At 60.4% G+C, this 21,029-nt stretch carries 18 protein-coding genes; 10 read left to right on the top strand and 8 right to left on the bottom strand.

Annotation, left to right across the window (positions count from 1 at the left end; all coding sequences use genetic code 11):
- Positions 1-163: 163 nt before the first annotated feature.
- The gene (locus U6037_RS01380) at positions 164-2,257 is read left to right on the top strand and encodes a TonB-dependent siderophore receptor (RefSeq protein ID WP_322845553.1); all 2,094 of its coding nucleotides are present in this window, start codon (positions 164-166) and stop codon (positions 2,255-2,257) included.
- A gap of 175 nt (positions 2,258-2,432) precedes the next feature.
- Here the strand turns inward: U6037_RS01380 and U6037_RS01375 are convergent, their stop codons facing one another.
- The 4 genes from U6037_RS01375 to U6037_RS01360 form a co-directional block, all read right to left on the bottom strand.
- Positions 2,433-2,645, bottom strand: a complete 213-nt coding sequence (locus U6037_RS01375) for a hypothetical protein (RefSeq protein WP_016986304.1) — start codon at positions 2,643-2,645, stop codon at positions 2,433-2,435.
- A 246-nt stretch (positions 2,646-2,891) separates the two neighbouring features.
- A complete protein-coding gene (gene aguA / locus U6037_RS01370) occupies positions 2,892-3,998 on the bottom strand; it encodes an agmatine deiminase (RefSeq protein WP_322845552.1) in 1,107 nt (368 codons plus the stop codon).
- Between the two features lie 5 nt (positions 3,999-4,003).
- Complete coding sequence (aguB, locus tag U6037_RS01365) at positions 4,004-4,882, bottom strand: N-carbamoylputrescine amidase (protein WP_322845551.1); 879 nt, start codon at positions 4,880-4,882, stop codon at positions 4,004-4,006.
- A 292-nt stretch (positions 4,883-5,174) separates the two neighbouring features.
- Complete coding sequence (locus U6037_RS01360; protein ID WP_322845550.1) at positions 5,175-8,087, bottom strand: aminotransferase; 2,913 nt, start codon at positions 8,085-8,087, stop codon at positions 5,175-5,177.
- 166 nt (positions 8,088-8,253) lie between these two features.
- Between U6037_RS01360 and rfbC the strand changes: the two genes are divergently transcribed.
- The 4 genes from rfbC to U6037_RS01340 are packed head-to-tail and all read left to right on the top strand — an operon-like array spanning position 8,254 to position 12,484.
- On the top strand, positions 8,254-8,799 hold the full coding sequence (gene rfbC, locus U6037_RS01355; RefSeq protein WP_322845549.1) for a dTDP-4-dehydrorhamnose 3,5-epimerase: 546 nt from the start codon (positions 8,254-8,256) through the stop codon (positions 8,797-8,799).
- A gap of 42 nt (positions 8,800-8,841) precedes the next feature.
- Positions 8,842-10,650 carry a sensor histidine kinase gene (locus U6037_RS01350; protein ID WP_322845548.1) on the top strand — a complete coding sequence of 603 codons (1,809 nt, stop codon included), beginning with the start codon at positions 8,842-8,844 and terminating at the stop codon, positions 10,648-10,650.
- A complete protein-coding gene (locus U6037_RS01345; RefSeq protein WP_150649951.1) occupies positions 10,647-12,032 on the top strand; it encodes a sigma-54-dependent transcriptional regulator in 1,386 nt (461 codons plus the stop codon). The genes U6037_RS01350 and U6037_RS01345 overlap by 4 nt, the downstream gene beginning before the upstream one ends.
- A complete protein-coding gene (locus U6037_RS01340; RefSeq protein WP_322845547.1) occupies positions 12,029-12,484 on the top strand; it encodes a YiiD C-terminal domain-containing protein in 456 nt (151 codons plus the stop codon). The genes U6037_RS01345 and U6037_RS01340 overlap by 4 nt, the downstream gene beginning before the upstream one ends.
- A 205-nt stretch (positions 12,485-12,689) precedes the next feature.
- On the opposite strand, the gene cysQ is transcribed toward U6037_RS01340, so the two are convergent.
- Together cysQ and nudE are read right to left on the bottom strand one after the other, a co-directional pair.
- Positions 12,690-13,523, bottom strand: coding sequence for a 3'(2'),5'-bisphosphate nucleotidase CysQ (gene cysQ, locus U6037_RS01335; RefSeq protein ID WP_322847271.1), 834 nt, complete (start codon positions 13,521-13,523; stop codon positions 12,690-12,692).
- Between the two features lie 5 nt (positions 13,524-13,528).
- Positions 13,529-14,095, bottom strand: a complete 567-nt coding sequence (gene nudE, locus U6037_RS01330) for an ADP compounds hydrolase NudE (RefSeq protein WP_077570256.1) — start codon at positions 14,093-14,095, stop codon at positions 13,529-13,531.
- A gap of 88 nt (positions 14,096-14,183) precedes the next feature.
- On the opposite strand from nudE, the gene yrfG reads away from it, so the two are divergent.
- Positions 14,184-14,846, top strand: a complete 663-nt coding sequence (yrfG, locus tag U6037_RS01325; RefSeq protein WP_322845546.1) for a GMP/IMP nucleotidase — start codon at positions 14,184-14,186, stop codon at positions 14,844-14,846.
- A 100-nt stretch (positions 14,847-14,946) separates the two neighbouring features.
- Here the strand turns inward: yrfG and lysM are convergent, their stop codons facing one another.
- Entirely contained in the window at positions 14,947-15,387 is a 441-nt protein-coding gene (gene lysM, locus U6037_RS01320; RefSeq protein ID WP_322845545.1) for a peptidoglycan-binding protein LysM, read from the bottom strand.
- Positions 15,388-15,525: 138 nt separating this feature from the next.
- Between lysM and U6037_RS01315 the strand changes: the two genes are divergently transcribed.
- The 4 genes from U6037_RS01315 (at position 15,526) to U6037_RS01300 (ending at position 20,518) form a co-directional block, all read left to right on the top strand.
- Entirely contained in the window at positions 15,526-16,413 is an 888-nt protein-coding gene (locus U6037_RS01315) for a LysR family transcriptional regulator (protein WP_322845544.1), read from the top strand.
- A 92-nt stretch (positions 16,414-16,505) separates the two neighbouring features.
- Positions 16,506-17,345: a formate dehydrogenase accessory sulfurtransferase FdhD gene (gene fdhD / locus U6037_RS01310; protein WP_322845543.1), complete on the top strand. Its 840-nt coding sequence runs from the start codon at positions 16,506-16,508 to the stop codon at positions 17,343-17,345.
- Complete coding sequence (locus tag U6037_RS01305) at positions 17,342-19,690, top strand: FdhF/YdeP family oxidoreductase (RefSeq protein WP_322845542.1); 2,349 nt, start codon at positions 17,342-17,344, stop codon at positions 19,688-19,690. The genes fdhD and U6037_RS01305 overlap by 4 nt, the downstream gene beginning before the upstream one ends.
- Positions 19,691-20,035: 345 nt before the next feature.
- A complete protein-coding gene (locus U6037_RS01300; protein ID WP_034151892.1) occupies positions 20,036-20,518 on the top strand; it encodes a glycine zipper domain-containing protein in 483 nt (160 codons plus the stop codon).
- A gap of 56 nt (positions 20,519-20,574) precedes the next feature.
- On the opposite strand, the gene U6037_RS01295 is transcribed toward U6037_RS01300, so the two are convergent.
- The gene (locus U6037_RS01295; RefSeq protein WP_322845541.1) at positions 20,575-21,000 is read right to left on the bottom strand and encodes a thioesterase family protein; all 426 of its coding nucleotides are present in this window, start codon (positions 20,998-21,000) and stop codon (positions 20,575-20,577) included.
- Between the last annotated feature and the right edge of the window lie 29 nt (positions 21,001-21,029).

The raw sequence follows: 21,029 nt of genomic DNA, 5'->3' as shown, positions 1-21,029 counted from the left end.
TTCATGAATCGGTCGAATTGGCCGAGCGGTCAGATTGTGTCGATACGGACACAAATTGAAACAATCAGACAGGGGAACTTATAAGGAATAATTAACGGAAGTAAATGCAAAGCATTACCATTCGCGCGATCGAATTCTTCCACCCTCTCGGATGCGCTGTTCAATGCCTGCCCCGTTCCGTCTTACGCCTGTCACTCTTGGGCTTTCTGCTTTTCTGTCCAGCGGTTTTGCCTATTCCGCGACCGAGTTACCCGCCACTGCGATCAGCGCCGAAGCGCAAGCCGATGACCCGCGCGTTAAGCTCAGCAGCACCGCAACGCGCACCTCGACGCCGGTGCGCTACGTGCCGCAGGCAATCGATTCGATCAAGACTTCGAACGTCGCCAACTACGGCACCAACGATATTGGTGACGCCTTGAGCGGCATGCCCAACGTCAGCAGCAGCGCCGACACCCGCTTCGACAGCCTGCGCATTCGCGGCTTCGATGCCAGCAACGATTTCTATCTCGACGGCATCCGCGACGACAGCCAATACAAACGCGACCTGCACAACATCGAACGCGTCGAAGTGCTCAAAGGCCCGGCCGCCGTGCTGTACGGCCGCGGCAGTCAGGGCGGGATCGTCAACCGCGTGAGCAAAATGCCCGAGTTCGGCCGCCGCTCGACCATCGAAGCCCAGGCTGGCAGCGAAGATTTGCGCAGTCTTTACGCCGACCTCAGTACTGACCCGAGCGAAAACATCAGCCTGCGCCTGAACATGGGCAACATGGATGAAAACAGCTTCCGTGACGGCGTCAGCGGCAATCGCCAACTGTTCGCGCCGTCGATGAGCTGGCAACTGACGCCGGATCTGAACTGGCTGGTGCAGTACGAATACAGTCGCTACAACCGCACGCCGGATCGCGGCATCCCCGGCGTCAACGGACGCCCGGCCGATGTCGGGCGCGACACGACCTACGGCAACGATCACGACTTCATCGACGACAAGTCGCAATCGCTGCGCTCGAAACTCACTTACGAGATCAACGACAACTGGCAACTGCGCCAGACCCTCGGCGTGTTCAAGCTCGACAGTGATTTCGACAACACCTACCTCACTGGTTACACCCCGGCGACCAACAAGGTCACGCGCCAGCACTGGCAGCAGGATCTGACCACCCGCAACGTTTACAACAACGTTGAACTGGAAGGTGGTTTCGATACCTTCGGCCTTGAGCATCGCCTGTTGACCGGGATCGAGATCGGCAGCCAGCGCCGCGATCCGACGCTGTACAACGCCGCCACCGGTAGAACGCCGGGAGCACAACCGGTGCCGTCGCTCGACCTCTTCAATCCGAATCGCGATCTGCGCCACACCGGCAGCATGCAGGTTTCCAGCAGCAGCCACACCGAAGTCGAAAGCCGCGCAGTCTACGTGCAGGATCAGTTGCGCCTGAACGATCAATGGCAGGTTCTGGCCGGTCTGCGTTACGACACCTTCGATATCGAGTCGACCAACAAGCTGCGCAACATCTCGGAAAACCGCGACAGCCACAGCACCAGCCCGCGCGTCGGCCTGGTCTGGACGCCGCTGCAGAACCATTCGTTCTACGCCTCGTGGTCGAAAACGTTTTCGCCAGTGGGCGGCGGCTTGATCGGCATCACCCCAGGTGCGGCCGGCAACACCAACGACCTCAGTCCCGAGCTGACCAAGCAAAAAGAGATCGGCGTGAAGAGCGACTGGTTCGATGACCGCTTGAGCACCACGCTGGCGATCTATGACCTGGAACTCTACAACCGCCGCACCACTGATCCGAACGACCCGACCCTGACCGTGATGTCCGGTCTGCAACGTTCTCGCGGGATCGAGTTGACGGCCACCGGCAACATCGTCGGCAACTGGTACGTGCGCGGTGGCGTCGGTATGCAGGACGCGAAGATCGAGAAGGACAACAACGGCCTGGAAGGCAAACGCATCAACAACGTCGCCAAGCACAACGGCAGCCTGTTCCTGACCTGGAAACCGGAAATGGGCTGGTACGGCGAAACCGGTCTGACCCTGGTCGGCCAGCGCTATGCCGATAACGCCAACACCACGGTGTTGCCGGGTTATGGTCGCTGGGATGCGCTGGTCGGTTACCGCTTCAAGGATTGGGATTTGCGCGCGGCGCTGAACAACATCACCGACCGTGAGTATTACGCGTCGGCGACCAGCCAGTATCAAATCCAACCGGGCGCACCGCGCAGCGTCGTGATGACCGGCACCTATTCCTTCTGATTCAACGCAAAACCTGTAGGAGTGAGCCTGCTCGCGATAGCGGTGTGTCAGTTGATATTGATGTCGACTGACACACCGCTATCGCGAGCAGGCTCACTCCTACATTGGTTTTTGTATGGTGCATAAAAAAGCGCCGCCATCCCGGCAGCGCTTTTACCAATCCCTGTTGTTCTTCTTATCCTTCCATCACAGCCCACAACGCATCCAGTTCGGCCTCGCTGAACAGGTCAGCGGGGTAACGCTCGATCATCATCCGGCGCGGATCAGGTTGCCTGATCTGACGCGTTCCATTGGACTTCAACCAGTGCGCGACAATCTGGAGCGATTCGCCGTTAACGGCCATGGGATGCAACGTCCGCTCGCTGACTACGTTCACTTCGGCGTTCATTTCAGCGCTCTCTCCCCGTTCGTGAGCGGCTACGTTATCCAAGGTTTATGACAGAACTGTTGAAGTTCTCCCCCCTCCCTAGTGCACGGGTGATGAATACAAGAGCTATGCCAAGGTTTCGCATTTGTCGACAAGCGGATACAAAGAAGCCCGCAGTCCAACCGGGCTGCGGGCTTCTTTGCATGCATAGCGAGCTAATCATTGCTCGGCTGATTTGTTAATCAACTCAAGCTGTTACGACTCAACTCACTCGTTGTGCGGCGCGGGTTGCTGTTGGGTAAGGCAGTGGATATTGCCGCCACCCAGTAACAGTTCGCGGCCCGGTACCATCACCACTTCGTGCTGCGGGAAGAGTTTCTGCAGGATTTCCTTGGCCGGGGCATCCATCGGATCGTCAAAGCTCGGCGCAATGATGCCGCCATTGACGATCAGGAAGTTCACGTAGGAGCCAGCCAGGCGCACCGACGGATTGCGCTCCTGCGTGCCGTCCACCGGATCGACACCGGCGCACTCTTCTTCGGTGGCAAACAGCGGCCCCGGAATCGGCATTTTGTGCACCGTGAATGGGCGACCCTTGGCGTCAGTGCTGCTTTGCAGGACTTTCATTGCCGCCTGGCAGCGCGGGTAGTTCGGATCCTGCGGATCGTCGGTCCACGCCAGCAGCACTTCACCCGGACGCACGTAACAGCAGAAGTTATCCACATGGCCATCGGTTTCGTCGTTGAACAAACCGTCCGGCAGCCAGATGATTTTATCCACAGACAGATTGGCGCTCAGCACCGCTTCAATCTCTTCGCGGCCCAGATGCGGGTTGCGATTGCGGTTGAGCAGGCATTCTTCGGTGGTGATCAGCGTGCCTTCGCCGTCGACGTGAATCGAACCGCCTTCGAGCACAAAACCTTCGGTGCGATAACGCGGGCTGCGTTCGATCTCAAGGATCTTGCCGCCCACCTGCGAGTCACGATTCCACGGCGAGTACAGGCCGCCGTCAAAGCCGCCCCAAGCGTTGAAGTCCCAGTTCACACCGCGCACTTCGCCGCTGTTGTTGATGACGAAGGTCGGGCCGCTGTCGCGTACCCAAGCGTCATCGCTGGACATCTCGACCACGCGGATATTCGGCACGTCGAGACGCGCGCGGGCGTTTTCGTATTGGCCGGCGGAAACGGCAACGGTCACCGGTTCAAAGCGCGCAATGGCCTTGGCCACTGCTGCGTGTGCGGCTTGCGCCGGTTTGCCGCCAAGACGCCAGTTGTCCGGGCGCTCTGGCCAGATCATCCAGGTCTGCGTCTGTGGCGCCCACTCGGCCGGCATGTGAAAGCCGTCGGCGCGCGGGGTACTTTTCAAGGTGGTCATCGGGATCAGGACTCCAGGGAACCGTCGAGGGTTTTCAACGCGCCGTACAGGTTCGGACGGCGGTCACGGAATGAACCCCACGCGCTGCGAATGTGTTCGAGCTCGTCGAGGTTGAAAGTGTGCACAAGAATACCTTCTTCGGTTTTATTCAGCTCCTGCACTTTTTCGCCGAACTGGTTGGCGATGAACGAAGAGCCGTAGAACGTGATGTCGTAGCCGTCCTGTTCTTCATTGCCGATGCGGTTGCTGGCGATCAGCGGCATCAGGTTGGCGCCGGCATGGCCCTGTTGCACACGCTGCCAGTGATCGCGCGACGAGATAGTCTTGTCGTGCGGCTCGCTGCCAATTGCCGTTGGATAGAAGAGAATTTCCGCCCCTTGCAACGCCATGCTGCGTGCGGCTTCCGGGAACCACTGATCCCAGCAGATGCCCACGCCAATCTTCGCGTATCGGGTGTTCCACACTTTGAAACCGGTATCGCCCGGGTTGAAGTAATACTTCTCGTGGTAGCCCGGGCCGTCCGGGATGTGGCTTTTACGATAAATCCCGAGGTTGCTGCCGTCGGCGTCGATGATCGCGATGCTGTTGAAACGCGCGCGGCCGGCCAGCTCATAGAAGCTGATCGGCAGCACCACTTGCAGTTCTTTGGCGACTTTCTGGAAGTGCCTGATCGCGACGTTGTCTTCCACCGTCGTCGCCAGTTGCAGGTAGTCCGGGTTCGGCTTCTGGCAGAAGTACGGCGCCTCGAACAGCTCCTGAATCAGGATGATCTGCGCGCCTTTGGCGGCGGCTTCGCGCACCAGCCTTTCAGCGATTTCGAGGTTGGCTGGCAGATCCCACGAACAGGCCATCTGAGTGGCGGCGACGGTAACGATACGGCTCATGAATCATCTCCGGGCAAGTGCTTTGACGGTCGACAATTCGACCGAAAAGAAAACGCGCGCACCGGACAGCGAGACGCCATGCCGGAGCAATGGCGACTTTATAGCCGATAAATATCGGCTTTAGAAGCTACGAAAATGCATTTCGTCTAATTTAGCGCAAAGAAAGCCGATACAAATCGAATTACAACCGTATCCATGTAGGAGCTGCCGAAGGCTGCGATCTCTTGATTTTGCTATTGAAAGACAAGATCAAAAGATCGCAGCCTTCGGCAGCTCCTACATGGGGTGAGTGTCAGAGGCCCTCGGTGAGCACCCGATCCAACATGTCGACGAAGAAGTCGACACTCTGGCGTGGCGTCACCATCGGCGGTTTGATCTTGAGAATGTTCAGATCATCACCGGTCGGCTGCATGAAAATCCCCAGCTCACGCAAGCGATCACAGAGCAATGCGGTCTCCTCGGTCGCCGGTTCCAGCGTCTCGCGATTGCGGATCAGCTCAAGTCCGAGATAGAACCCGGAACCGTGCACTGCGCCCACCAGCGGATGTTTATCGATCAACGCTTCGAGCCGCGCCTTGAAGTGGCCACCGACCACCTGCGCGTTCTCCCAGAGCTTTTCTTCTTCCATGACATCGAGCACCGCCATGCCGATCTGGCAACTGACCGGACTGCCACCCGCTGACGAAAAGAAATAACCCTCAGCCTCCAGCGCTTCGGCAATTTCCCGGCGAGTGATGACCGCCCCCAGTGGCTGACCGTTGCCCATACCCTTGGCCATGCAGATGATGTCCGGCACCACGCCCTGTTCTTCAAAGCCCCAGAAGAAACGGCCCATGCGCCCGTAACCAACCTGCACTTCATCGGCGATGCACACGCCGCCCTGCGCACGCACCAAGGCGTAAACCTGTTTCAGATAACCCGGCGGCAGCGAAATGCCGCCGGCATTGCCATACACCGGCTCGCAGATAAACCCGGCCAATTGGCGCTTGTGCTCGGCGAGTTTTGCCAGGTGATGCTCAACGCTGCGCACGTAATCCGGCGCCGAATCGAGGCCACGGAATTCACCGCGATAAGTGTTTGGCGCCGGTACCGGATGCACCCAGTCCGGGCGGCTTTCCAACGCTTTCGGGTTGTCGGCGATCGAGGTCGATACCGCATCGGCGCCGACCGTCCAGCCGTGATAGGCCTCGAGCACACTGATCATGTCGCGCCCACCGCTGTAGGCCCACGCCAGACGAATCGCCAGGTCATTGGCCTCGCTGCCGCTGTTGACCAGAAACACTCGATCCATGCCTTCCGGTGCCAGTTTCAGCAAGCGCTCGGAAAACTCCGCCACCGCCGCATAGTTGAACCGCGAGTTGGTGTTCAGTAACGACCACTGGCGCGCCGCGACCGCTGCCATGCGCGGATGACCGTGACCGAGCACCGCAACATTGTTGAGCATGTCCAGATAGGAGCGGCCCTGCATATCGATCAGATGATTGCGCCAGCCACGTTCGATGCGCGGCGGGTCGACGTAGTAGTGTTTTTGCGTACGGGCGAAACTGGCATCGCGGCGTTCGAGCAGGGTTTTCGCGTCCAGCTCCGGCTCTGCATCGCAAGCCAGGCCTAACAGCGCGGCCGGCGAGGGACACAGCGCCTGCCAAGCGGCTGCTTGCGCCGGGGTGCAAAACAACGGCGCATCGAGCTGCGCACCGCGGCACAACTGCACCCGCAACGGGCCGCTGACCGCACCCAGCACCTGACCTTTGACCAGCGCCGCGCCGCTGTGCAGCGAAGGTGTCACGCCCCACAGACGAACGCTCAGCTGTGGACCATCCAGCTGCAGCACACCGTCCGCCGCCTGATGCAGCACGCCGGCAAACGGGGCTTCCACCGCGGTGCCATCGGGCACGCGCAGTTCCACATGCAGCGGGAACGTGTCCGGCTCTACCGCACTGTCGGGACGAGTGCGTGACAAACGGTACTGACCATAACGGCTTGCCGCCAAACCATGGGCAGTCGCCGCTTCGTTCAACAGGTGCTGATCAATGCCTGCCTGCTCCCAGTTGCCGGCCTCGAAATGCGGACTCAGGACACCGAGATCGATCAGGGCAAATTCACGCCCGACCAGACCGGGCAGCAAGGGCGCAAAACCTGCGCTGTCGATCGTCGGCAAGGTGTGACCGACGGCCGTGAGGATCGCCGCTTCCATCAGTGCCTGCGGCACCGAAGTGGCCACGCGGAAGATCTCCCACTCATGGGTGAGATTGTCGCGGCTGTAACTGTTTGCGGGGTCGATGCTGACCTGCTGCTCGCCACTGAGCACCAGCACCGCCGCGCGCGCCACAATCAAAGGCCACAGCGCTTGCAGCTCTTCGTGTTGCAGCGGGTTGACCGCGTGGTAGGCCTGAACCGCCGGCAGGATCACAAACGGATCGCCGCCAGCGTGATGCAGCAACGCCGCACAGGTCACCGACAGATCGGTGATGCGCCAGGTGCGCACCAGATCGCCAAAGTCGATCACGCCCTGCAACTGCCAGTGCCGCTGGACATCGCGCGCCCAGACAGCGTTGTCATCGGTGATGTCCATGTGGATCGCCTGCACCGGCAGCTCGCCCTGCAACGGCTGCAAACGGCGCTCGGCCTGTTCGGCAGCATCGGCGATCAATGCGCGTTGCTGCTCATCCTTGATCACCGGCAGCAAATGGCTGATCAGTGCACTGGCGTGGCGGGCATCCCACTGCAACGTGCGCTCAAGGCCCGGATGGTCGAACCCGACCAGCGCCAGATCCATCTCACCGCAGAGCCGGCCAAACCCGGCCACCACGTCACGCCCCAGGTGATCGAGGTGCGTGAGCGGCTGGCCTTCGATGTAATCCAGCAGCCGCACATGAACGGCTTCGCCGCCGACCTCCAGTGACAGCAGATCCGCGCCGTTATTGGCCGCGATCACCCGCGGCACCGTCACCGCAGAATGCTCGGCCAGGTACTTGAGACCGGCGTGCTGGGCTTGCAGCTCCACCAAGGCGTAATCGCCACGGCAGATTTTCAGCACAAACCGCCCGCGCGGGCTGTCGACGCGATAATTCAGATCCTGCTGGCTGCCAAGCGCCTGCAACGTGCCGCTGAGGCCGTAATGCTCCGCCAGCCATTGCCGGGCCTGCTCGGCAGACACCTGCGGGCTGGGCAAACTGGCGCGATGAATCAACGTGGCGAGCGGCATGAAACGACCCCTGAAATTTTATTAGGCGCCTATATCGCCATTGCCGGACCGGATCCGCAACCCCCAACCGCGCAAAGGTATCCGGGCTATTTGTCTTGCAGCACTCGCACCCTCCGGCACTTTGCGCAAGAATGTCGGCCATTCACACCTGCCTATGGAAATCCTCATGAATGTAATCACCACCGACCTGCCCGGTGTCCTGATCATCGAACCGAAGGTGTTTGGTGACGAGCGCGGTTTTTTCTACGAGAGCTTCAATGCCAAGTCGTTCCAGGACGCCACCGGTCTGGACACGAAATTCGTCCAGGACAACCACTCGCGTTCGCAAAAAGGCGTGTTGCGTGGCCTGCATTACCAACTGCAAAACACTCAGGGCAAACTGGTCCGCGTGACGGTTGGCGAAGTATTGGATGTGGCCGTGGATATTCGCCGCAGCTCGCCGCACTTCGGCAAATCCGTAGCGGTACGTCTTTCTGCCGACAATCATCGTCAACTGTGGGTGCCGGAAGGTTTTGCCCACGGTTTCGTGGTGCTGAGCGAGTTCGCCGAGTTCCTCTACAAGACCACCAACTACTACGACCCGGCGTCCGAGCGCAGCATTCGTTGGGATGATCCGGCTCTGGGCATCGACTGGCAGCTGGACGAAGCGCCGAAGCTGTCCGCCAAGGATCAAGCCGCAGCGCTGCTCAAGGACGCTGACGTCTTCGCCTGAGGCCGGGCATAATGCGCCTGTCCCTACAGGCGCATCCGGCTTATGAAACCAACCCTCCCCCGCAGACCCCGCTGGCGCAGCCTTGCGCTGCTGGCCCTGTGTCTGGCGCCGCTGTTGTGGCCGCTGGAGCATCTCGCCGAACGTTACTACCGCAGTGAACTGGCCGGGCAAAACCGTCAGACCCTCGACCTGTACGTCGCCAACCTGCTGGGCACCCTGCACCGCTACGAAGTGTTGCCGCAAATCCTCGGCGATCTGCCGGCCCTGCGCTCGGTACTTGGCGCGCCGGACGACGGCGTCACCCAAGGCAATGCCAACCGCCTGCTGAAGAACATCGCCGCGCAAACCGGCGCCGAAGTCATGTACCTGATGGACACCAGCGGCCAGACGCTGGCGGCGTCGAACTGGGACAAGCACGACAGTTTTGTCGGCCGCAATTTCTCGTTTCGTCCGTACTTCAGTGAAGCCATGGCCGGACGCCTCGGGCGCTTCTTCGGCCTCGGCACGACGTCGGCCAAGCGCGGTTATTTCTTTGCCGCCGCCGTGCGTAACGGCGAAAAAATCATCGGTGTGCTGGTGATCAAGGTTGACCTGGACCACACCGAAAGCCTGTGGGGTAAAACCCCGGAACAACTGCTGGTCACCGACCACAACGGCGTGGTCATCCTCACCTCACGGCCGGAATGGCGCTTTCGTTCGACTCGTAACTTGAGCGACAGCGAACGCTCGGCGATCACCGCTATCCAGCCTTACCCGACCCGCGACCCGCGGCCGCTGAATCTTAGCCCGACTGCGTGGCTGATCCAGACCCACGACATCGCCGAAACCGGCTGGAGTGTCAGCATTCTTGCCCCGCGCACGCTGATCGACCGCCCGGTGCGCACCGTGGTCGCCATCGGCGGCGCCACGCTGCTGGTGGTGATGTTACTGCTCGGCCTGATGATGCAGCGCCGCCGGCATTATCTGGAACGTATTGCGTTCGAAGCCAAGGCACGCCGTGAACTGGAAGGTCGTGTGGCGGAACGCACCAGCGACCTCGAGGGCCTCAATCGGCGCCTGAAGGAAGAAGTTCTGGAGCGTGAGCAAGCCCAGCAAGAACTGGTGCGCGCCCAGGATGATCTGGTCCAGGCTGGCAAGCTGTCGGCGCTGGGGACCATGTCAGCGAGTATCAGCCACGAACTCAATCAGCCGCTGGCAGCGATCCGCAGCTACGCGGAAAACGCCGAAGTGCTGCTCGATCATCAGCGCACCGACGACGCGCGCGGCAACCTCAAATTGATCAGCGAACTGACCGGGCGCATGGCCTCGATCATTGCTCACCTGCGCGCCTTCGCTCGGCGCGATCGCCACGCCCCGGAAAGCGTAGCCCTGCAACCGGCGCTCGACGATGCCTTGGCGCTGCTGGCCAAACGTCGCCGCAGCATGGACGTTGAGCTGATCCGCGATTTGCCCGCCGCTACTCTGTGGGTCGAGGCCGGCGAAACTCGCTTGCGCCAGGTGCTCGGCAATCTGCTGGCCAACGCCCTCGATGCGCTCACCGAGAAAGGCCCGCCGCGCAAACTGTGGCTGAGTGCCGAATCCACCGCCGAGGGCGTCAATCTGTACATTCGCGACAACGGCCCGGGCTTTTGCATGGAAGCCCTCGGCCGCGCCAGCGAACCCTTTTACACCACCAAGACCCGCACGCAGGGCCTGGGTTTGGGGCTGGCCATTTGTGAAACGCTGATGCGCGCCTTCGGCGGTGAACTGTCGTTCGCCAACCACAAGCAAGGTGGCGCCTTGATTACCCTGCGGCTGCGCGCCGGTGCGCCCGGGGTCAGCCTGCAACCGTCCGAGGATCGAAGTGCATGACCATCGACAATCGCATTCAGGTGGTGTTGATCGACGACGATCCGCACCTGCGTCAGGCCCTCGGCCAGACCCTGGACCTTGCTGGCCTGAAAATTCTGCCGCTGTCCGAAGCCAAGGGTCTGGCCGCTCAGCTGGAGCGTGACTGGCCAGGCGTGGTGGTCAGTGACATCCGCATGCCGGGCATGGACGGTCTGGAGTTGCTCAGCGAATTGCACGCGCAGGATCCGGAATTACCCGTGCTGCTGATCACTGGGCACGGCGACGTGCCGCTGGCGGTGCAGGCCATGCGTGCCGGCGCTTATGACTTTCTTGAAAAACCGTTTGCCAGCGATGCGCTGCTCGACAGCGTGCGCCGCGCCCTCGCCTTGCGTCGACTGGTGCTGGACAATCGCAGCCTGCGCCTGGCCCTCAGCGATCGCAACGAATTGAGTGCACGTCTGGTCGGCCACTCGACGCCCATGCTGCGCCTGCGTGAGCAGATCGGCGCGTTGGCCGCGACCAAGGCTGACGTGCTGATCCTCGGCGAAACCGGCGCCGGCAAAGAAGTCGTCGCCCGTGCACTGCACGATTTATCCAGCCGCCGTAACGGCCCGTTCGTGGCGATCAACGCCGGCGCACTGGCCGAGTCGGTGGTGGAAAGCGAACTGTTCGGCCACGAACCCGGCGCGTTCACCGGTGCGCAAAAACGCCGGATCGGCAAGTTCGAATTCGCCAATGGCGGCACGCTGTTTCTCGATGAAATCGAAAGCATGAGCATGGACGTGCAGGTGAAGTTGCTGCGCATGTTGCAGGAGCGCGTGGTCGAGCGCCTGGGTGGCAATCAACTGATCCCGCTGGACATCCGCGTGATCGCCGCGACCAAGGAAGACCTGCGCCAGGCCGCCGATCAGGGGCGCTTCCGCGCCGACTTGTATTACCGCCTCAACGTTGCGCCACTGCGCATTCCGCCACTGCGCGAACGCGGCGAAGATGCACTGGTGCTGTTCCAGCATTACGCCGATGAAGCCAGCGCCCGCCACGGCCTGCCGCCCCACGAACTGCAACCGGCCCAACGCGCCTTGCTGCTGCGCCACACCTGGCCGGGCAACGTGCGCGAACTGCAGAATGCCGCCGAACGTTTTGCCCTCGGTCTGGAACTGGCGCTGGATAACGCTGGCGCCGAAAGCGGTGGCAGCACCACGGTCGAAGTCATCAACGGCGGCCTCAGCGAGCAAGTGGAAAACTTCGAAAAATCATTGATCGCGGCCGAACTGGCGCGCTCCCACAGCTCCGTGCGCAGCCTCGCCGAAGCCTTGGGCATTCCGCGCAAGACCCTGCATGACAAGTTGCGCAAGCATGGCCTCAACTTTGGCGACAGCAGCCATGGGGACGAGAACGAATGAGCACAGACACTCGCTATCTGGAGTCGGTCCTGCATCACGACATCCCGCTGACACGAGACATGGGCCTCAAAGTGCTCGACTGGCATGAACAGCAGTTGAGTCTGCATTTGCCACTCGAGCCGAACGTCAATCACAAGAGCACCATGTTCGGCGGCAGCCTCTACTGCGGCGCAGTGCTGGCCGGATGGGGCTGGTTGCATTTGCGTTTGAAGGAAGAAGGCATCACCGACGGGCACATTGTGATTCAGGAGGGGCAGATCAGTTACCCGCTGCCAGTGACGGGGGATGCCACAGCGATTTGCCCGGCGCCTGATGTGGCGGTGTGGAAGAGGTTTCTGGCGATGTATCGGCGTTATGGGCGGGCGCGGTTGATGCTCGATACGCGGATCGTCAATCAGGGCAGCGAAGAAGACGCCGTGACATTTACCGGGCAGTACGTTTTGCACCGTTGAAGATCAACAGCCCCTCACCCTCGCCCTCTCCCTGAGGGAGAGGGGACTGATTGGGGGATGCTTCAGAAGTACACCGACCTGAAGGCGCTTTGCCGAATCCACAATCGACCCAATCTTTCAGGTCGATGTGAGACGCAAGACAACTCGATCGGCTCTCTCTCCTGGGGGAGAGGGCTGGGGTGAGGGGGATTTCGGATCAGCCCATTTAACCCCGAGCCAACTCCAACAATTGCGAACGCCAGGCTGCCTTCGCCGGCAACGCCAAGAAGAACTCATTGCGCAGCGATTCCCGCGCTGGATAGCAGAACGCATCCCCGCGCAGATCCAGCACCTCACCACCCGCCCCTTCGAGCACACCCTGCGCCGCCGCCGTGTCCCACTGCGAGGTCGGCGCCAGTCGCGGATAGCAATCCGCCGCGCCTTCCGCCACCAGGCAAAATTTCAGCGAGCTGCCAATATTGGCCAACTGCAATTCACCGAGGCTGGCACTCAAACCCGCCAGCAAACGCTCTTGCTCGGGGCTGGAGTGTCGACGACTGGCGACCACGGTGAACGCTTCACCCGGCCCGGGCACATCACGCACCTGAATCGAAACCGGCGTGCCGTCCTGATCGCAACGCCAGGCACCGAGGCCAGCGCCGCCGACGTAGTAGCGACCGTTAGTCGGCATCGACACCACCCCAAACACAACCCGACCGTTTTCGATCAGCGCAATGTTGACGGTGAACTCTTCACTGCCGCTGATGAACTCCTTGGTGCCATCCAGCGGATCCACCAACCACCAGCGCTGCCAACCGGCGCGCACGCTCTGGGGAATGTTGGCGTCTTCTTCCGACAACACTGGAATGCTTGGATCCAGCGCCGTCAGCCCGGCAAGGATCAGGTGATGCGCGGCCAGATCCGCCGCCGTCACCGGCGAGTCATCGGACTTGGCCGTGACTTCAACGCCAACACGCCAGAACGGCAGAATCGCCGCGCCAGCCTGCAATGCCAGCTCAACCACTGGCGCCATCAACGGGTGGGGAAAATTCATCGACATCTCACTCATGCTGGAAAGAACCCGCGCTGGGTCAGCAGATCGCGGGTCAAATACAGTGCAGCCAGCGCGCGACCTTCGGAAAATTGCGGATTGAGCGCCAGCGACGACAGTTCGCGCAGGTTCACTTTATCGACGCGCATCGGCTCCGGCTCATCGCCTTCCAGACGCTCCTCATACAAATCAGTGGCCAGGACCACCTGGATCTTCTGGCTCATGTAACCGGGCGACAGCGACAGCTCGGTCAGATGTTCCAGTTGCCGAGCGCCAAAACCCGCCTCTTCCTTGAGTTCGCGCTCGGCCGCTGCCAATACATCCTCGCCGGGCTCGATCAGGCCTTTGGGCAGGGACAACTCATATTCGTCAGTACCGCCGCAATACTCTTCGACCAGCACTGCGTGTTCAGCATCCAGCATCGCCACGATCATTACCGCGCCGTAGCCCGCACCTTTGCCGACCAGACGCTCATACGTGCGTTCCACGCCGTTGGAAAAACGCAGTTTGAGTTCTTCAACGCAAAACAGGCGACTGGTGGCGACGATCTCGCGGGCAAGTACGGTGGGTTTCTGGCGCATGCAAAGCTCCTAGGCGTGAACGCGCTACTATAACGCGGCTTTCCCGATTGTTTATGTCGGATATCTTTCTACCGTTCGAGACGTTGCCATGCCTACATTACCGTGGTCCGACATCGATACCGTTCTGCTCGACATGGACGGCACGCTGCTGGATCTGCACTTCGACAATCACTTCTGGCTGGAACATCTGCCCCAGCGTTACGCCGAACTGCACGGGGTCAGCCGGGCCATGGCCGAAATGGAATTGCAGCCGTTGTTCGAACGCCATGCCGGCCAGTTGCAGTGGTACTGCCTGGATTTCTGGAGTGCCGAGCTGAAGTTGTCGGTGCGTGAATTAAAGCTGGAAACTGCGCACCTGATTGCCTTGCGGCCGGATGCCGATACCTTTCTGGAAGCGATCAAACGCGCCGGTAAACGGGTGATCATGATCACCAACGCGCACCGCGACTCACTGTCGCTGAAGCTTGAGCGAATCGAACTGGCGCCATATTTCGAGCGGCTGATCAGCTCGCATGACTACGGTTTCCCCAAGGAGAACCCGCAGTTCTGGGATGCCTTGCAGGCGGATATCGGTTTTGATCCGGCGCGCAGTCTGTTTATCGACGATACCTTGCCGGTTCTGCGCAGTGCGCGGGATTTTGGTGTGGCGCATTTGCTGGCGGTGAAAGAGCCGGACAGTCGCAAAGGGCCGAAGGACACCGCTGAGTTTGCGGCCGTAGAGGATTACCGCAATCTGATCGCTGGTCTTTGATCTTTGTAGGAGCTGCCGAAGGCTGCGATCTTTTGATCTGTTTTTTAAAAATCAAAGTCAAAAGATCGCAGCCTGCGGCAGCTCCTACAGGGTTTTTGTGTTACTCAGGAATACGCAGAGTCTGCCCCGGATAGATTTTGTTCACATCCTTGAGCATCGGTTTGTTGGCATCGAAAATTTTCTGATACTTGTTGGCATCCCCGTACACGCGCAGAGAAATCGCGCTGAGAGTGTCACCCGACTTGACCACGACAAATTGTGCGGCAGTGACAACTGGCCCGCTGACGGTGATCTGATCATCCACGCTGCCAACCCCGGCAATATTGCCCACCGCCAGCAGAATCTTCTCTTTCTCTTCCTGACTCGCGACTTCACCGGTGACAGTCACTTTGTCGCCATCCACGGTCGCCTGCACATTCGGATTGCCCAGGCCGACCTTGCTGATGTGTTCCTTCAACTGCTCACTGGCATTGGCGTTGCCCGGGGTCAGCAGATCGATCAACTTCTCACCAGCTTCTTTAACAAAACTAAAAAGGCTCATCGTGGTTCTCTCCATGGAATAAAGGTTCAGTCGTCCAAGCCTAGACCACCCCGGACAAACCCGGTTCCAAGCCGACCAATGACCCTGCCACCGCCGAAACGGTAGAATCCCCCACCCCTGCCAGCGCCTGGAGCGAAGATGGACATCAAGCAGCTGAAATTCCTCATCGCCCTCGACGAAACCCGCCACTTCGGCCAGGCCGCCGCGCGTTGCCACATCACCCAGCCAACCCTGTCGATGCGCCTGCGCAGCCTCGAAGAAGAACTTGACCTGCCGCTGGTCAACCGGGGCCAGCGCTTCGAAGGTTTCACCGCGCCGGGTGAACGCGTGCTGGCGTGGGCACGCTCGGTGATGGCGGCTTATGACGGTTTGCACGCGGAAGCGGCGGCGTGTCGTGGCAACCTGATCGGCACGCTGCGACTGGGCGTGGTGCCGCTGTCGAGTTTCGATCCGCTGCCATTGATGCAACGTCTGCACAGCGCCCACCCGAACCTGCGTTTCGAAATGTCGGCGCTGAGTTCAGAACAGATTCTCGAACATCTGGCGAACAACCGTATCGACCTCGGCGTGTCCTATCTGGATCGCCTGGATAACGAACGTTTCGAATCACTGGCCTTCAACGAAACCCGCATGGGCCTTTTATACGACCAGCGAACCTTTACCTTCGGTGACGCACCGTTGAGCTGGGAATCGCTGATCGAACTGCCGCTGGGCATGCTCACCAGCGGCATGCATTTTCGCCAGTCCATCGACCACAACTTCCACAGCCGCGGCCTGACCCCGCAACCCTTGCTGCAAACCGACGCCGTGCATCAATTGTTACAAGCAGTACACGGCGGCTTTTGCTGCGCGATCATGCCGCTCGACGGTGGTCTGGAAAAACTCACCGATCACCTGCGCCTGCAACCCATCGAAAACGCTCAAACGCTCGCCCCGCTCGGCCTGATCATGCGCCGCGGAGCGCCACGCTCGGCGCTGGCCGAGGCCTGTTTCGCGCTTTATCAACAATCGCCAGACGACGCTTGATCGACGGCATCTATCGATAGATCGACAGTAGCGATTAGACGCGACAAGTTGCCGCGCCTAGTCTTAACGTTGATCAAACCGTCGGTGATGCCATGAACGCCAAGCGCCCAGCCTGCGCGGCGCCTGCAATTGAAACGCCCGCGCCTGCCGCCAGCCAGACCTACAGTTACAGCGATTTACCCCGCGAGGAATCGGCCAGCACCGCGCTGGCCGAGGAAGTCGCGTTGGCGATCGCCTACAACGGCATCAGTCAGGCGGTAATGCTGGTGACGCCGACCGATCTTGAAGACTTCATCGTCGGTTTCAGTCTCGGCAGCGGCATCATCATCGACGCCACTGACATTTATGACCTGCAACTGACCGGCGCCGGTTCTGCGCAATACGCGCAAGTGACCATCGCCAACCGCGCTTTCTGGAACCTCAAGCAACAACGTCGGCAACTGGCGGGCACCAGCGGTTGCGGACTCTGCGGTGTTGAAGCGGTGGAACAGGCGCTGCCCGATCTCAAGGTCCTGCCCGGCGCGCCGTTGCCACCGATTGAATGGCTGGACGGTTTGCGTCAGCGCATCGGCGCATTTCAGCCTTTGGGTCAGCATTGCGGTGCGGTGCATGCGGCGGTGTTCATGAACGCCAGCGGCGAATTGCTGCTCGGGCGCGAAGACATCGGCCGGCACAACGCCCTCGACAAACTGATCGGCGGACTGATCCGGCAAAAGATATCCACAGCAGGCGGACTGGCGATTGTCACCAGCCGTTGCAGCCTCGAATTGATCCAGAAAGTCTTGCGCGCCGGCATCCAGACCCTGGTCAGCCTGTCCGCGCCCACGGGTCTTGCCGTGCAATGGGCCCGTCGACACAACCTCAATCTCATCCACCTGCCGCAGAAAAGTGCGCCGCGGGTGTATAGCCCCGCGATGGAGAATCAAGCGTGAGCCAACATCATCAAGCCGACCAGAAACCTGTCCCGCGCTACAAGCCTTACAAAGGTGCCGCCGGCGGCTGGGGTGCCCTGATCAGTGTGGCTCAGGCCTGGTTGACCAGCGACAACGCCCTGAAAAACCTGCGCATGATGCTCAAGACCAACCAGAACGGCGGCTTCGACTGCCCGGGTTGCGCGTGGGGCGACTCGCCGGAAAGCGGCATGGTCAAGTTCTGCGAGAACGGCGCCAAAGCAGTGAACTGGGAAGCGACCAAGCGTCGCGTGGACGCCAAATTCTTCGCCAAGCACAGCGTGACTTCGCTGCTGGAGCAGAGCGACTACTGGCTGGAATATCAGGGTCGTCTCACCGAACCGATGGTTTACGACGCCGAAACCGATCGCTACAAGCCGATCAGTTGGGATGACGCCTACACGCTGATCGCCAAACACCTGCAAAGTCTGCCGAGCCCGGATCTGGCCGAGTTCTACACCTCCGGTCGCGCCAGCAACGAAGCGGCGTATCTGTATCAGCTGTTCGTGCGCGCCTACGGCACCAACAACTTCCCTGACTGCTCGAACATGTGCCACGAGGCCAGCGGTGTGGCGTTGGCGCAAAGCGTCGGCGTCGGTAAAGGCACCGTGACCTTCGACGATTTCGAACACGCCGACGCGATTTTCGTCTGGGGCCAGAACCCCGGCACCAACCACCCACGGATGCTCGAACCGCTGCGTGAAGCAGTGAAGCGCGGTGCGCAAGTGGTGTGCATCAACCCGTTGAAGGAACGCGGCCTGGAACGTTTCCAGCACCCACAACACCCGATCGAAATGCTCACCAACGGTGACAAGCCGACCAACACCGCGTATTTCCGTCCGGCCCTCGGTGGCGACATGGCGCTGCTGCGCGGCATGGCCAAGTTCCTCCTGCAGTGGGAGCGCGATGCGCAGAAGGCTGGCGAGCCTGCTGTGTTCGATCACGACTTCCTCAACGCTCACAGCGCCAATGTGCTGGAGTACCTCGGTGTCGTCGACGATACCCCGTGGGAACAGATCGTCGAGCAATCCGGCCTGACCCTCGTCGAAATCGAGCAAGCCGCGCGCATGTACGCCAAAGGCAAAAACGTGATCATGTGCTGGGCGATGGGCATCACCCAGCACCGCCATTCGGTGCCGACCATCCAGGAAATCGCCAACCTGATGCTGCTGCGCGGCAACATCGGCAAGCCGGGTGCGGGTCTGTGCCCGGTGCGCGGCCACAGTAACGTGCAGGGCGACCGCACGATGGGCATCAACGAGCGTCCGCCGGTGGCGTTCCTTGACTCGCTGGAGCGACGCTTCCAGTTCAAGGTGCCGCGCCACAACGGCCATAACGTGGTCGAGGCGATCCATGCGATGGCCGAGGGACGCGCCAAAGTCTTCATCGGTCTGGGCGGAAACTTTGCCCAAGCAACGCCGGACAGTCCGCGCACGTTCGAAGCACTGAGCAATTGCGACCTGACCGTGCAGATCAGCACCAAACTCAACCGCAGCCATCTGGCTCACGGCAAGGACGCGCTGATCCTGCCGTGCCTCGGTCGGACCGACATCGACATCCAGACTGAAGGCGCGCAAGCGGTCACCGTGGAAGACTCGTTCAGCATGGTGCACGCTTCCAACGGTCAGTTGCAGCCGCTGTCGAACCAGATGCGCTCCGAGCCGTCGATCATCGCCGGCATCGCTGCCGCCACACTGGGCAGCAAACCGGTGGACTGGAACTGGCTGGTGGCCGATTACGGGCGCATCCGCGACCTGATCGCTGACACCATTCCCAACTTCAAAGAATTCAACGAGAAGATCAAGAACCCAGGCGGTTTCTACCTCGGCAACAGCGCTGGCGCGCGCAAGTGGAATACGCCGTCGGGCCGGGCCAATTTCCGCGCCAATATGCTGCCGAAAGATCTGGTGCACGAGCGCACCCGCGCCACCGGGCAACTGCCAGACCTGATCCTGCAATCGATGCGCTCCCACGATCAGTACAACACGACGATTTATGGTCTCGACGACCGTTATCGCGGGGTGAAAGGCCAGCGTGATGTGCTGTTCGCCAATGAGGCCGACATCATTCGTCTGGGCTTCCGGCCTGGGCAGAAGGCCGACATCGTGTCACTGTGGGACGATGGTCGTGAGCGTCGGGTGAAGGGCTTCACCCTGTTGGCATTTGATATTCCGGCCGGGCAGGCAGCTGCTTACTACCCGGAAGTGAATCCGTTGGTGCCGCTGGAAAGCACCGGGGATGGTAGCCATACGCCGACGTCGAAGTTCATTGCGATCCGGTTGGAGGCGGCGAGTGAGACCGGGTTGATCATGGCCAAGTCGGCTTAACCCGGTGTCAGTCCGATTGCCATCGCGAGCAGGCTCACTCCTACAGTTGATCGTGTTTTACCTGTAGGAACGCGGTCACTGTAGGAGTGAGCCTGCTCGCGATAGCGGTTTTAGATGCAACGAACTTCTCTGCATTTGTCTCTTTTCAACGCCCACAAAAAAGGCCGATTTTTCACAAAAACGGCCTGTCCGAAGTAGCTAAAGACCGGCGAAAATCGGTTAAGTTCCGCTGATAAAACAGCAACTTGCAAAATTGTATACAAGTCGTGTTATTCGTCGGATTTCGATTGTCACGCTTGTTACACAGCCTCAGGATCGGCGCCGTCATCCCTTTGAGGCTCATCTATGAAGTTCTCCTCGATTCTCTTGTTGTCCCTTGGCCTGGTCAGTGGTTTGGCGTCTGCAGGCGGCACCACCGAAGCAGGTGTGGGCGGCGCATTGGGCGGGGTTCTTGGCTCGGTCGTCGGTCAGTCTTTAGGCGGCAATACAGGTTCCACCATCGGCGCAGCCTTGGGCGGCGCGGGTGGTAGCGCGGTTGGTGCCGACAAACGCAGCCGTGGCGAAGCCGCCATCGGTGGTGCGTTGGGCGCAGCCGGCGGTAACGTAGTCGGCCGCAGCATGGGCGGCACCACCGGCAGCCTGATCGGCTCCGCAGCAGGTGGCGGCGCCGGTGGCGCGCTGGGCAACTACATGGGCAACAAGAGCGATGACGACGATCGTCGCTACGACCGTCGCCATGATGATCGCCGCTACTATCGCGACGACCACCGTGGTCGCGGCCATGCCTACGGCCACCGCAAGCATCACAAGTACTATCGCCATCGTTAAGGCGAATGCTTGAATAAAAATCGCAGCCCGAGGGCTGCGATTTTTTTTTGCCTTTCTCAAACCACCAGACGCCCCAGCGCCTCGCGCAACCGGGCAGGAATCGGCACCGGCTGATTACTCGCCCGATCGACGAACACGTGAACGAAGCGCCCGGCTGCACACGCTTCACTTTCGCCGACCTTGAACACCGCCAGTTCATATTGCACCGAACTGTTGCCCAACTTGCCGACCCGCAGACCGATCTCGATCAGATCCGGAAACGCGATCGAAGCGAAATAATCACACGCAGAGCTGACCACGAATCCCACCACCTCGCCGTCATGGATATCCAGACCACCGACCTGAATCAGATAGGTGTTCACCGCCGTGTCGAAGAAACTGTAGTAGGTGACGTTGTTGACGTGACCGTAGGCGTCGTTGTCGTGCCAGCGCGTGGTGATGGGCTGGAAGTGTGGGTAGTCGGTGCGCTGAGGGGTGGACATGGTTGGGCTGATTCTCTTGTGTTTTCAGT

This window comes from Pseudomonas sp. B33.4 (assembly GCF_034555375.1).
In the GTDB taxonomy this organism is placed as follows: Bacteria; Pseudomonadota; Gammaproteobacteria; order Pseudomonadales; family Pseudomonadaceae; genus Aquipseudomonas.
Note: the sequence above shows the minus strand (reverse complement) of the source record. Positions and strands in the feature narration are given on the sequence as shown.